This window comes from Streptomyces monomycini (assembly GCF_022271435.1).
Taxonomy (GTDB): domain Bacteria; phylum Actinomycetota; class Actinomycetes; order Streptomycetales; family Streptomycetaceae; genus Streptomyces; species Streptomyces monomycini.
In genome coordinates, this window is sequence record NZ_JAFIQY010000011.1 from 21,317 (window position 1) to 34,552 (window position 13,236).

General features: G+C 70.4%; 9 protein-coding genes. 5 read left to right on the forward strand and 4 right to left on the reverse strand.

The window, feature by feature from the left end; genetic code table 11:
- The first annotated feature begins 530 nt into the window (after positions 1–530).
- Together JXZ78_RS15500 and JXZ78_RS15505 are read left to right on the forward strand one after the other, a co-directional pair.
- Positions 531–2,393, forward strand: coding sequence for an IucA/IucC family protein (locus JXZ78_RS15500; protein WP_050502512.1), 1,863 nt, complete (start codon positions 531–533; stop codon positions 2,391–2,393).
- Between the two features lie 41 nt (positions 2,394–2,434).
- Positions 2,435–4,408, forward strand: coding sequence for an ATP-dependent DNA helicase (locus JXZ78_RS15505; RefSeq protein WP_030020361.1), 1,974 nt, complete (start codon positions 2,435–2,437; stop codon positions 4,406–4,408).
- 110 nt (positions 4,409–4,518) lie between these two features.
- On the opposite strand, the gene JXZ78_RS15510 is transcribed toward JXZ78_RS15505, so the two are convergent.
- Together JXZ78_RS15510 and lexA are read right to left on the reverse strand one after the other, a co-directional pair.
- Positions 4,519–4,821, reverse strand: coding sequence for a hypothetical protein (locus JXZ78_RS15510; protein WP_157851598.1), 303 nt, complete (start codon positions 4,819–4,821; stop codon positions 4,519–4,521).
- A gap of 292 nt (positions 4,822–5,113) precedes the next feature.
- Positions 5,114–5,902, reverse strand: a complete 789-nt coding sequence (lexA, locus tag JXZ78_RS15515; RefSeq protein ID WP_030020363.1) for a transcriptional repressor LexA — start codon at positions 5,900–5,902, stop codon at positions 5,114–5,116.
- Positions 5,903–6,445: 543 nt separating this feature from the next.
- Here lexA and nrdR point away from each other — a divergent pair.
- Together nrdR and JXZ78_RS15525 are read left to right on the forward strand one after the other, a co-directional pair.
- Positions 6,446–6,976 carry a transcriptional regulator NrdR gene (gene nrdR / locus JXZ78_RS15520; protein ID WP_030020364.1) on the forward strand — a complete coding sequence of 177 codons (531 nt, stop codon included), beginning with the start codon at positions 6,446–6,448 and terminating at the stop codon, positions 6,974–6,976.
- Positions 6,977–7,094: 118 nt separating this feature from the next.
- Complete coding sequence (locus JXZ78_RS15525; protein ID WP_030020365.1) at positions 7,095–9,968, forward strand: vitamin B12-dependent ribonucleotide reductase; 2,874 nt, start codon at positions 7,095–7,097, stop codon at positions 9,966–9,968.
- 246 nt (positions 9,969–10,214) lie between these two features.
- On the opposite strand, the gene JXZ78_RS15530 is transcribed toward JXZ78_RS15525, so the two are convergent.
- Together JXZ78_RS15530 and JXZ78_RS15535 are read right to left on the reverse strand one after the other, a co-directional pair.
- Positions 10,215–10,736, reverse strand: a complete 522-nt coding sequence (locus JXZ78_RS15530; protein WP_030020366.1) for a TerD family protein — start codon at positions 10,734–10,736, stop codon at positions 10,215–10,217.
- Positions 10,737–11,067: 331 nt separating this feature from the next.
- Positions 11,068–11,655 (reverse strand): TetR/AcrR family transcriptional regulator, encoded by a 588-nt coding sequence (locus JXZ78_RS15535; RefSeq protein ID WP_030020367.1) that lies wholly within the window; start codon positions 11,653–11,655, stop codon positions 11,068–11,070.
- Positions 11,656–11,777: 122 nt separating this feature from the next.
- Between JXZ78_RS15535 and JXZ78_RS15540 the strand changes: the two genes are divergently transcribed.
- Positions 11,778–13,202 (forward strand): amidase, encoded by a 1,425-nt coding sequence (locus JXZ78_RS15540; RefSeq protein WP_030020368.1) that lies wholly within the window; start codon positions 11,778–11,780, stop codon positions 13,200–13,202.
- Positions 13,203–13,236: the final 34 nt, after the last annotated feature.

The window sequence follows — 13,236 nt, forward strand, 5'->3', positions numbered from 1 at the left end:
CGCGTCTCCACACCTGACCCCACTTCTCCGCGCACTGTCCGTGTCGCTCAGGTCTCGTCCCCAGGAGTCCCGCCTTGCGTCCTTCTTCCGAACCCCTCCATAGCCCCGCTTCCGGTGCCGGCGACTCCGGCGGCGACAGCGCGGGCCCCCGCCACCCCGGCGGCGAAGGCCCCGAGGTCACCGCTCCCGGCGGCAGCCACCACAGCCGCCCCGGAGTAGGCGACCCCGACCCTGACTCCCTCCCCGATCCCGACTTCACTCCCGATCCCGAGGTCACCCCCGACCCCGTTTCCGCCCCCGATCCCGTCTCCGCCTCCGATCCCCTTTCCGCCCCCGCCTCCGTACCCGAGCCCGCCCCCGCACCCGCCTCCAGCCCCCCGAGCGCCGCCGACCCCACGACCGTCGCGCCCACGGCCACCGGCCACGCCTTCCCCACCCCCGGAGCTTCCACCACGTCCGAAGCCCCAGGGGGCGAACCGCCCGGCGACGAGGCGGACAGCCACCGTGCATGGCAGAGAGCCGCTCGCCGGCTGCTCGCCAAGATCCTGGCGGAGTTCGCCTACGAGGAGATCATCACCCCGGAACCCGACCCGAGCATCGCCTCCGTCCCCGGCTGGCGCGACGGACACGGCGCCCCCGGCGGCACCTCCGACAGCACCCCCGGCAGCACCACGGGCAGTCCCCCCGGCCGTACCGCCGGCAGCGCCCCGCATCACGCCCCGCACGCCGGCGCCACTCCCGAGCCCACCACCGACGGCTCCCGCTCCTACCGGCTGCGGCTGAGTGACGACGTCACTTACCGCTTCCGGGCCCGGCGCGGCGCGTACGGGCACTGGCGTATCGACCCCGACTCCATCACCCCCACAGGCGACCCCCTTCACTTCCTCTTCCACGCCCACGACAACGTCCTGAGCCTGTCCGGCGACACGACCGGCCACCTCATCCGCGAGCTGACCGCCACGCTCGCCGCCGACACGCGCCTGGACGCCACGGCCCTCAGCGCGGCGGAACTCGCCGACCTCGACTACGCCGCCCTGGAAGGCCACCAGACCGGCCACCCCTGGCTCGTCGCCAACAAGGGGCGGCTGGGCTTCTCGGCGACCGACGCCGCCGTGTGGTCACCCGAGGCCCGCACCCCGCAGCGGCTGCCCTGGATCGCCGCACACCGCCGGCTGGCCGTCTACCGGGGTGTGCCGGCCCTGGCCACCCCTGATCGTCTCTACGCCGATGAACTCACCCCCGCCGTTCGTGCCGCCTTCGCCCGCACCCTCTCCTCGCAGGGCCTCGACCCCGCCGACTACCTCTACCTCCCCGTCCACCCCTGGCAGTGGGACGAGACCGTCGCGCCCCTCTTCGCCCCCCAACTCGCCGACAAATCCATCGTCCCACTCACCACTGACAACGACCTGCGACTGCCCCAGCAGTCCATCCGCACCTTCCTCAACACCAGCCGCCCCAGGGCCCGTACGGTCAAGCTCCCGCTCTCCGTCCTCAACACCCTGGTCTGGCGCGGCCTGCCGACCGAACGCACCATCGCCGCCCCCGCCGTCACCGCCTGGGTCCACGGCCTGCGCGACGCCGACCCGTACCTGCGCGACGAGACCCGGGTGATCCTGCTCGGCGAGATCGCGTCCGTCACCGTCGAACACCCCCTGTACGACCGGCTACCCGGCGTCCCGTACCAGTACAAGGAACTGCTGGGCTGCATCTGGCGGGAGCCGATCAGCCGCTGTCTGGACCCGGGGGAGCGGGCCCGGACCCTGGCCGCGCTCCTGCAGACCGACCCGCACGGGCGGGCTTTAACCGCCGAGCTGGTGCACCGTTCCGGCCTGGCGCCCCGCGTCTGGCTGCGCCACCTCTTCGCCGCCCTGCTGCCGCCCCTGCTGCACTTCCTCTACCAGTACGGCACGGTCTTCTCCCCGCACGGCGAGAACGCCATCGTCGTCTTCGACCAGCAGGACGTCCCCACCCGCCTCGCGGTCAAGGACTTCGTCGACGACGTCAACACCAGCGCGGAGCCGCTGCCGGAGCACGCCACGATGCCCGCCGACGTCCGCGCGGTCCTGCTCACCGAAGCGCCGGACTTCCTCACCCAGTTCATCCATTCCGGTCTCTTCGTCGGGGTCTTCCGCTACCTGGCCCCGCTCTGCGAGGAGCAACTCGCGGTCCCGGAAGCCGAGTTCTGGTCCCTCGTGCGGGCGGAGATCCTGCGCCACCAGGGACGCTTCCCGCACCTGAAGAAACGCCACGAGACCTTCGACCTGCTCACGCCCCGGATCGCCCGGCTCTGCCTGAACCGCAACCGGCTCCACCTCGACGGATACCGCGACCGTGCCCAGCGCCCGCACGCCGCCGTCCACGGCACCGTGCCGAACCCCCTCCACCACCCGTGACCGAGCAGACTGTCAGTGGGCCCGCGTAGGGTGGCAACGCTATGACGAAGCCCTCCCTCCCCGATCTGCTGCACGCCGCCGTCACCGCTGTCGGCGGCACCGAGCGCCCCGGCCAGGTCGCCATGGCCGAAGCCGTCGCCGAAGCGGTCGAAGACAGCTCCCACCTGCTCGTACAGGCCGGCACCGGCACCGGGAAGTCGCTCGGCTACCTGGTGCCGGCGCTGGCCCACGGCGACCGTGTGGTGGTGGCCACAGCCACCCTCGCGCTCCAGCGCCAGCTGGTCGAGCGCGACCTGCCGCGCACGGTCGAGGCCCTGCATCCGCAGCTGCGCCGCCGTCCGCAGTTCGCCATGCTCAAGGGCCGCTCCAACTATGTCTGCCTGCACCGTCTGCACGAGGGCGTCCCGCAGGAGGAGGAAGAGGGCCTCTTCGACCCCTTCGAGCACGCGACGCCCACCAGCAAGCTGGGCAAGGACCTGCTGCGGCTGCGCGACTGGGCTGACGAGACCGAGACCGGCGACCGCGACGATCTCACCCCCGGTGTCTCCGACCGCGCCTGGGGACAGGTGTCGGTCTCCTCCCGGGAGTGCCTGGGCGCCTCGAAGTGCGCGTACGGCGCGGAGTGCTTCGCCGAGGCGGCCCGCGAGCGCGCCAAGCTCGCCGACGTGATCGTCACCAACCACGCCCTGCTGGCCATCGACGCCATCGAAGGCGCCCCGGTGCTGCCCCAGCACGACGTACTGATCGTCGACGAGGCCCACGAGCTGGTCTCCCGGGTCACCGGCGTGGCCACCGGGGAACTCACCCCCGGCCAGGTCAACCGGGCCGTCAAGCGCGCGGCGAAGCTGGTCAACGAGAAGGCCGCCGACCAGCTCCAGACCGCTTCGGAGACGTTCGAGCGCCTGATGGAGCTGGCCCTGCCCGGCCGCCTGGAGGAGATCCCCGAGGATCTCGGGTACTGCCTGATGGCGCTGCGGGACGCGTCCCGTACGGTGATCTCGGCCCTCGGCTCGACCCGCGACAAGTCCGTCCAGGACGAGGACGCCGTGCGCAAGCAGGCCCTCGCCTCCGTCGAGAACGTCCACGCGGTCGCCGAGCGGATCGCCAACGGTTCCGAGTACGACGTCGTCTGGTACGAGCGCCACGACCGCTTCGGCGCCTCGCTGCGCGTCGCGCCCCTGTCGGTCTCCGGCCTGCTGCGCGAGAAGCTCTTCGCCGACCGCTCCGTCGTGCTCACGTCAGCCACCCTGAAGCTGGGCGGGGACTTCAACGGCGTCGGCGCCTCCCTGGGCCTGGCACCGGAGGGCACGGAGGGTGAGGACGTCCCGCAGTGGAAGGGCCTGGACGTCGGCTCGCCGTTCGACTACGGCAAGCAGGGCATCCTGTACGTCGCCAAGCACCTGGCCCAGCCGGGCCGCGAGGGCAGCCGTACGGACATGCTCGACGAGCTGGCCGAACTGATCGAGGCGGCCGGCGGCCGGACGCTCGGCCTGTTCTCCTCCATGCGCGCGGCCCAGGCCGCCGCCGAGAACCTCCGTGGACGGCTGGACATGCCGATCCTCCTCCAGGGCGAGGAGACCTTGGGCGAACTGATCCGCAACTTCGCCGCGGACGCCCGTACGTGTTTGTTCGGCACGCTTTCCCTGTGGCAGGGCGTAGACGTGCCGGGCCCGAACTGCCAGCTGGTCGTCATGGACCGGGTGCCGTTCCCGCGCCCCGACGATCCCCTGATGAGCGCCCGGCAGAAGGCCGTGGAGGAGGCCGGAGGCAACGGTTTCATGGCGGTCGCGGCGACCCACGCCGCCCTGCTCATGGCCCAGGGAGCAGGCCGTCTCGTACGCGCCACGGGCGACCGCGGCGTCGTCGCCGTGCTGGACCCGCGCGTCGAGCGTGCCCGCTACGGCTCGTTCCTGCGCCGGTCCATGCCCGAGTTCTGGTACACCACCGACCGCAACCAGGTCCGCCGCTCCCTGGCCGCCATCGACGCGGCAGCCAAAGCCGCGGAAGAGGCGTGACCGGCCCTGCGGCCGCCAAACGGAACCTCACCCTCCACCCGGCTCCCCCGAGAGGCATAGCGGCATCACAGGCGCCTCCAGCCGCCGCCCTCAGCCCCCGGCGCAGCTCCTCACGGGATCCGCGCCGGGGATACGTCGGCCACTCCGCGTTCGGCCAGCCACCGCGTCAGCCCGTGTGGACGGAGCAGGGGGCGTTCGCCGCCCCAGCGGTGCCATTCCACTCCTCCGCCGAGGTGGTGGGTCAGCTCGCCGAGGATCTTGCCCATCTCCCCGCGGACGGTGAAGCGCACGTCGCCGGTGCACATGCAAACAAAGGCGGAGTTCGTCGGGACGACTTCCAGCAGACCGGCCAGCTCCGCGATGTCCGCCGCATCGCCCACCAGCACCCCCCGCCGCCCGGACTCCGGTCTCATTAAGCAAGCCTCGACGGAACGGGCACCCGCCCACACCCCGTCGATCCCCCGCAGCCCCACCCAGCCCACCCAGCTCTCCCTCCGCCCCGAGCCCCGACGCCTGAACCTTCAGGCAACTCGCCAACAGCAGCTCTATCAAGCCCGGCCCCCGTCCCACCCCGCAGTAACCCCCACCATCAATTGAGCAACCCCCACGACGCCCAGCCCTCTCCGCGAAAGCGGCGCCGGTTTAGGCGCAAAACAGAGCCCCGGGACCGGCGCAGTGGTCCCGGGGCTCGGTCGAGGGAAGGGGTCAGACCCGCCGCAGCACCGCCACCACCTTGCCGAGGATCGTGGCCTCGTCACCGGGGATGGGCTGGTACGCGGCGTTGTGCGGGAGCAGCCAGACGTGGCCGTCCTCGCGCTTGAAGCGTTTGACCGTGGCCTCGCCGTCCAGCATGGCGGCGACGATGTCGCCGTTCTCCGCCACGGGCTGGCGACGCACCGTGACCCAGTCGCCGTCGCAGATCGCGGCCTCGATCATCGAGTCACCGACGACCTTCAGGACGAACAGCTCGCCGTCGCCGACCAGCTGCCGGGGCAGCGGGAAGACGTCCTCGACCGACTCCTCGGCGAGGATGGGACCGCCCGCGGCGATCCGGCCGACGAGCGGGACGTAGGACGCGGCGGGCTTGCCGGCCGTGTCGGTGGGCGCGCTGCTCGGCTGGTCGGAGCCGCGGACCTCGTACGCCCGGGGGCGGTGCGGGTCACGGCGCAGGAAACCCTTGCGCTCCAGAGCCATGAGCTGGTGGGCGACGGACGAGGTGCTGGACAGCCCGACCGCCTGGCCGATCTCGCGCATGGACGGCGGGTAGCCGCGGCGCTGGACGGAATCCCGGATGACCTCGATGACCCTGCGCTGCCGGTCGGTGAGTCCCGAACTGTCGGCGCGGATGCCTGGAGGACGGCCGGGCAGTGAGCGGGCTGGCTTCTGCCCCTCGGGATTCATGGCGTCGTCCATCGGCGGTTTCCGGGTCGGATCGAATCGGCTCTGGGAGTGGCTCTGGGCGGTGATGGTGGCGCTGTCTGCGGTGGTGGTCACGTCGGCCCCTCTCGGAATGTGCTCCCTAGTTAGCCAACGGTAGTTGCTTTCGAAAGGTTGCGCCAAACACACGTTCGAGTGAAAATTTCCGGATTAGCTGACCTGATCACGGGCTTAGGTGTATAGCCGAAAGGCAATTCGGGTCATTGCGGTACTCTTCGCCCCGAGCTGACGGCCGGGAGGGTGAGCCGTCCCGCCGGGTACGCTCCGGGCGCCGCGACGTGCCGATTCTGTCATCCCCGCCCCGCCGGGCCCGCCCCCGGGTCCTGTCCCGTACCCTCGTCGGCGGCCCCGCGAGTGGCCCCCGACGGCCCGCCCCGCCACGACACGCTGGGGACGCGGATGACCTCCCGACACCACATGTAGTGCTTTGATGACTACAGCCACCTAGAAGTTGTGGTGGTGGTGTCTTTCGGGGCTCCGGGGATCGCCTATGCTTGGGGTCGCTCCGAGGGGCCCGTGAGGGCGGCCCGGAGGTCATCAGCCGTACGCCGGGACCATGGGCGTACGACCGTAATTTTCGAGGGTGAGGAGGGTGAGTTCATGCATTGCCCCTTCTGCAGGCACCCCGACAGCCGGGTGGTCGACAGCCGCACCACCGACGACGGCACTTCGATCCGCCGGCGCCGCCAGTGCCCGGACTGCTCCCGCCGCTTCACGACCATCGAGACGGCGTCCCTGATGGTGATCAAGCGGAGCGGCGTGACCGAGCCCTTCAGCCGCAACAAGGTGATCGCCGGGGTGCGCAAGGCGTGCCAGGGCCGGCCGGTCACCGAGGACGCCCTCGCCAAGCTGGGGCAGCGGGTCGAGGAGGCCGTGCGCGCCACCGGCAGCGCCGAGCTGTCCACCCACGACGTCGGGCTGGCCATACTGGGCCCGCTGCAGGAACTCGACCTCGTCGCGTTTCTGCGCTTCGCGAGCGTCTACCGGGCCTTCGACTCGTTGGAAGACTTCGAGGCGGCCATCGCCGAGCTGCGGGAGCAGAGCGAGCAGGGCCCGCCCGCGCGGGAGTGCGGATGCGAAGGGGGCGCCGGGCAGCCGGCGGTCCCGGTGCCCGCCACCGCCGCCGACTGAGATCGGCACATCACAGACCTGACCAGGGCAAATGCAAGCGCTCTGGTGCCAGACAGACACACACCGTGCCACGGAACAAGTGCGCACATATGGGCGTTTGCCCGTACAGGGAGGCGGAATGACAGAGACGACGAGCGGCCCGGCACGAGGCTCCCGCGCCAAGGGCAGCAAGGCGAGCAAGGGTCTGCGTATCGAGCGCATCCACACCACTCCCGGCGTGCATCCGTACGACGAGGTGGCGTGGGAGCGCCGTGACGTCGTCATGACCAACTGGCGCGACGGCTCGATCAACTTCGAGCAGCGTGGCGTCGAGTTCCCCGAGTTCTGGTCGGTGAACGCGGTCAACATCGTCACGAGCAAGTACTTCCGCGGCGCGGTGGGCTCCGACACCCGGGAGTCGAGCCTGAAGCAGCTCATCGACCGGGTCGTCAAGACGTACACGAAGGCCGGCGAGGAGAACGGATACTTCGCCTCCCCGGCGGACGCCGAGATCTTCGAGCACGAGCTGGCGTACGCCCTGCTCCACCAGGTCTTCAGCTTCAACTCCCCGGTGTGGTTCAACGTCGGCACGAAGCAGCCGCAGCAGGTCAGCGCGTGCTTCATCCTCTCCGTCGACGACTCCATGGACTCGATCCTGGACTGGTACAAGGAAGAGGGGATGATCTTCAAGGGCGGCTCCGGTGCCGGCCTGAACCTCTCCCGCATCCGTTCCTCCAAGGAGCTGCTGTCCTCCGGCGGCAACGCCTCGGGTCCGGTCTCCTTCATGCGCGGCGCCGACGCGTCCGCCGGAACGATCAAGTCGGGCGGCGCCACCCGCCGCGCGGCCAAGATGGTCGTCCTGGACGTGGACCACCCGGACGTCGAGGCCTTCATCGACACCAAGGTGAAGGAGGAGGAGAAGGTCCGTGCCCTGCGCGACGCGGGCTTCGACATGGACCTGGGCGGCGACGACATCACGTCCGTCCAGTACCAGAACGCCAACAACTCGGTCCGCGTGAACGACGAGTTCATGAAGGCTGTCGAGACCGGCTCGAAGTTCGGCCTGCGCGGCCGGATGAACGGCGAGGTCATCGAGGAGATCGACGCCAAGGGCCTGTTCCGCAAGATGGCGGAGGCGGCCTGGGCGTGCGCCGACCCCGGCATCCAGTACGACGACACGATCAACCACTGGCACACCTCGCCGGAGTCGGGCCGGATCACCGCCTCGAACCCGTGCAGCGAGTACATGCACCTGGACAACTCCTCGTGCAACCTGGCCTCGCTGAACCTGATGAAGTTCCTGCGCGACGACGACAAGGGCAACCAGTCGTTCGACGCCGAGCGCTTCGCGAAGGTCGTCGAGCTGGTCATCACCGCGATGGACATCTCCATCTGCTTCGCGGACTTCCCCACCGAGAAGATCGGTGAGACCACCCGCGCCTTCCGCCAGCTGGGCATCGGCTACGCCAACCTCGGCGCCCTGCTGATGGCCACCGGTCACGCGTACGACTCGGACGGCGGCCGCGCCCTGGCCGGTGCCATCACCTCGCTGATGACCGGCACCTCCTACAAGCGCTCCGCCGAGCTGGCCGCGGTCGTCGGCCCGTACGACGGTTACGCCCGCAACGCCGACGCCCACAAGCGCGTCATGAAGCAGCACTCGGACGCCAACGGCACCGCCAAGCGCATGGACGACCTGGACACCCCGGTCTGGGCCGCGGCCACCGAGGCCTGGCAGGACGTCATCCGCCTCGGCGACAAGAACGGCTTCCGCAACGCGCAGGCCTCCGTGCTGGCCCCCACCGGCACCATCGGCCTGATGATGGACTGCGACACCACGGGCGTCGAGCCGGACCTGGCCCTGGTCAAGTTCAAGAAGCTGGTCGGCGGCGGCTCCATGCAGATCGTGAACAACACGGTCCCCAAGGCGCTCAAGCGGCTCGGCTACCAGCCGGAGCAGGTCGAGGCGATCGTCGCCCACATCGCCGACAACGGCAATGTGATCGACGCCCCCGGCCTGGACCCCGCGCACTACGAGGTCTTCGACTGCGCCATGGGCGAGCGCTCCATCTCGGCCATGGGTCACGTACGGATGATGGCGGCGGCCCAGCCGTTCCTGTCCGGCGCGATCTCCAAGACCGTCAACCTCCCCGAGTCGGCCACCGTCGAAGAGGTCGAGGAGGTCTACTTCGAGGGCTGGAAGCTCGGCCTGAAGGCCCTGGCGATCTACCGCGACAACTGCAAGGTCGGCCAGCCGCTCTCCGCCAAGAAGAAGGAGGAGGAGAAGAAGGCCGAGGAGAAGCCGGCCGAGAAGGTCGTCGAGTACCGTCCGGTCCGCAAGCGTCTGCCCAAGGGCCGCCCCGGGATCACCACCTCCTTCACGGTCGGCGGCGCCGAGGGCTACATGACCGCCAATTCCTACCCGGACGACGGCCTGGGCGAGGTCTTCCTGAAGATGTCCAAGCAGGGCTCGACCCTCGCGGGCATGATGGACGCCTTCTCCATCGCCGTCTCGGTGGGCCTCCAGTACGGCGTGCCGCTGGAGACGTACGTCTCGAAGTTCACCAACATGCGCTTCGAGCCGGCCGGCATGACGGACGACCCGGACGTGCGGATGGCGCAGTCGATCGTCGACTACATCTTCCGCCGCCTGGCGCTGGACTTCCTGCCCTTCGAGACCCGCTCCGCGCTCGGCATCCACTCCGTCGAGGAGCGTCAGCGCCACCTGGAGACCGGTTCGTACGAGCCGGTCGACGAGGAGGAGCTGGACGTCGAGAGCCTGGCCCAGTCGGCGCCGCGCCGCCCGGAGTCGGCGGCGTCCTCGACGGCCGAGGTCGTCGAGGAGACCGCTGCCCCGGCCCCCAAGCAGGCGCACACCAACGCGGAACTGGTGGAGATGCAGCTCGGCATCAACGCCGACGCTCCGCTGTGCTTCTCCTGCGGCACGAAGATGCAGCGCGCGGGCAGCTGCTACCTGTGCGAGGGCTGCGGCTCGACCAGTGGGTGCAGCTGACACCGGCACCCTCGGGTGACTGATTGACGCGGGGTGGGGAACCGGAATTCCGGTTCCCCACCCCGCGTCTTCGTGCCCGGACTTCGTGCCCGGACCGCGCGGGTCGCCTCCCCGGACGGACCGCGCGGGGCCGCTCGCAGGATTCAGTGGAATGCCGGTGGTTGTCCGGCTTCCGACGGCGTTTTCACCGACGCCTCGGAGGGTGCGGTTTTTCAGGCACTCATGGCATTCAGGCACCCATGCTTTTCAGGCACCCATGACCGTGACGAACGTTTCCGGGTCGGTGTCGAAGCCCCGTACGGAAGAGTGGAACCGCCACTCGTCCGACTCGTCCCGTTCAAATTCCGCTATCACCGCCGCGGTGGCTCCGGCGACCACCGAGAAGTCGCCCGCCGCCAGTTCGTCGTAGCCCTCGTTGACGCGGAAGACGGTATTGGCTATTTCCCCGAACGTCTTGCGTCCGCCACGCTGCTGAATGGCCACGCCGACGACCACACGTGCGTAGGTGCCCGCCAACCGGTTCAGCTCCAGCACCAGAGCCTCGTCGGTGCCGAAGCCCAGGCCGGTGCGGCTGTCACGGCTGAGGATGATGGTGCCGTCGGGCGAGCGGCTGTCGAAGTGCACGAGGTAGTCGGGTGCCCCGCGCGGGTCGTCCTTGGTGTAGGTCGCGGCGATGAGGTCCAGGTCGTGGGCCGGAGTGCCCGCGGGGCTGGGGTCCCACTTGAGGGTCACTTCGACTTTGCCGATCCCTTTGTTGAGGCTGCTCACAGAGATCCCTTCCGGTGTTGCAACTCCCGGGCTGTGCGAGGCGCTCCACCAATGGTGTCACGTTCCGCAAGCCCTGCCCCGGCGGTCGGGGCGACGCCGTCCGGTCGGCAGGACTGGTACGCGTACTGCTACTCCGACGTGTTGAGTAGGACTGAAGTTCCATCAGTGACCCGTACGGAGTACGCGCGTCGGGGCGGGCGACGGTTGAGGCCCTGGTCAGGGCCGTTGTGTGGCCGCGCCGCGATATGGCCGTCGTAGGCGGCGAGTTGACGCCGGGCGGGACCGGTAGGCCGCGGGCCGCGGGTCGCGGCCTGTGAGTACGGAGTGCCGGTCAGGCGGCCATGTCGCCCCAAAGCCGCGCCAAATGGCTGTCCAGTGCGTCGAGCGCCGCCTCCGGGGCGAGGTGGCCGACCAGGACGTGGGTGGTCAGGCCGTCGGTCAGGGCGAGCAGGGTGCGCGCCTCGCGCTCCGCGTCGGGTGTCGCGGTGGCCTCGGCGATGAGGCGCGTGAACAGGCCGTGCAGGCCGGTGTAGTTGCCGCGCAGGATCTCGGCGAGCGCGGGGCTGACCGCGGCCTGGGCCACGAAGGCGAGCCAGACGCGCGCCTCGGCCCGGTGCTCGGGGCGCAGCAGGGAGATCTCGGTGGTCGCGTGTCCGAGTGCGGTGCGGGCCGATTGTGCGGGGGACTCGGCGAGCCGCGCCGCCACTCGGGCGGAGATCCGCGCTCCGATGTGGCCGAGCGCGAAGACCAGCATCTCCTCCTTGGTGCGGAAGCAGCGCTGCACCGCGCCCATGGAAACGTCGGCGCGCGCCGCCACGTCTCTGAGGGTGACGCCCTCCAGGCCGTGCTCGTCGGCGAGGAGGCAGACGGCCTCGGCGATCTGCCGGCGGCGGCTCTCGTGGTCCACCTGCTTGGGCATGGGGCGCTCCCGTAATCCGATGCGTGTGTATCGATGACAAGGGTACGATGTGATGCACTTGCATCGGAACGGGTGTGCGGCGGCCTGTCCGTCGCGGACGCCCAAGGACGAGGGAGCGCGAAGTGGGAACGCACCAGGCTCTGTGGGAACTGTCGGCCGGGGCCCAGGCGGCCGCCGTACGAAGCGGCGACGTCACCGCCGTCGAGGTGATCGAACGCCACCTGGAACGGATCGCCGAGGTCAACCCGGCCGTCAACGCCGTCACGCAGCTCCTCGCCGACCGGGCACGCGCGGCCGCGGCCGCGGTGGACCGGCGGCGCGCCACGGGGGAGGACCCGGGGCCGCTCGCCGGGGTGCCTTTCACGGTCAAGGAGACCACCGGCATCGAAGGGGTGCCGACCACGTACGGCGCGGAGCGCTTCCGCCACCACGTCGCGCACTCCGATGCGCCCCCGGTGGCGCGGCTGCGCGCCGCGGGCGCCGTCCCGATCGGGCACAGCAACATGCCCACGCTCATTCTCGCGGGCGTCCACACGCGCAGTGAGCTGTACGGGGACACCGCCAACCCCTGGGCGTCCGGTGTCACGCCGGGCGGGACCAGCGGAGGCGACGCGGCCGCCGTGGCCAGTGGCATGGCCGCGATCGGGCTGGGCAACGACTCCGGCGGTTCGGTGCGGATGCCGGCGTCCTTCTGCGGTGTGGCGGGCCTGAAGCCCACGTACGGGCGTTTTCCCGCCGACCACCGGATGGGCGCGGAGGATCCGGCGTTCGCCACACAGACGCTGGTGGTCGACGGGCCGCTGGCCCGTACGGTCGGCGACCTGCGCCTGGCGTACGAAGCGCTCGCCGGCACCGATCCGCGGGACCCGAGGGCCGTGGCGGTGCCTCTGTACGGTGCGGAGATCCCGCGGCCGATGAAGATCGCGATGGTCACCGACCCGGGTGGCGCGGGGGTGCACCCCTCGGTCCGCAAGGCGGTCGAGGACGCTGCTGACGCGCTGCGCGACGCCGGGTACGAGGTGTGCGAGGTCCCGGACGTACCGCGTCTGGATGAAGCCCTGGAGGTGTACGGCCGTATGACGTTGGCCGAATTCGCCCCTACCTGGCCCGTGGTGCGGAACCTTCTGGGCAAGGAAGGGCACCGGTACATCGAGATGTCGATGGAGGCACGGGACGCCGTGCCGACGGACGTGCCGGAATACCTCCGCCTGACCGGCGAGCGGCTCGGCATCCAGCGGGCGTGGGCCGAATTCCTGGACACCTATCCACTGGTGCTGGGGCCCGTCTTCACCGAACCGCCCTTCGAGCCGGGGCTGGAGGTGCGCGACCTGGAGGGGCACGCGCGTGTCCAGCGGGCGATGCGCCTGTGCACGGCCACGAGCTTCGTGGGTGTACCGGCGGTGGCCGTGCCGACCGGAGTGGTCGCGGGGCTTCCGTACGGCGTGCAGCTCATCGGCCGCGCCTACCGGGAGGACCTGTGCCTGGAGGCTGCCGAGGCCGTGGAGCGGAGGCTCGGAGTGATCACTCCCATCGACCCGCGTCCGTAGGGGAGTTCGGGGTGAGGGGAGCGTGACGCGCGGT

Coding starts and splice junctions, on each gene's coding strand:
- JXZ78_RS15525 (WP_030020365.1), top strand. CDS start 7,095: ATGACAGAGACGACGAGCGGCCCGGCACGAGGCTCCCGCGCCAAGGGC.
- nrdR (WP_030020364.1), top strand. CDS start 6,446: ATGCATTGCCCCTTCTGCAGGCACCCCGACAGCCGGGTGGTCGACAGC.
- JXZ78_RS15535 (WP_030020367.1), bottom strand. CDS start 11,655: ATGCCCAAGCAGGTGGACCACGAGAGCCGCCGCCGGCAGATCGCCGAG.
- JXZ78_RS15510 (WP_157851598.1), bottom strand. CDS start 4,821: ATGAGACCGGAGTCCGGGCGGCGGGGGGTGCTGGTGGGCGATGCGGCG.
- JXZ78_RS15505 (WP_030020361.1), top strand. CDS start 2,435: ATGACGAAGCCCTCCCTCCCCGATCTGCTGCACGCCGCCGTCACCGCT.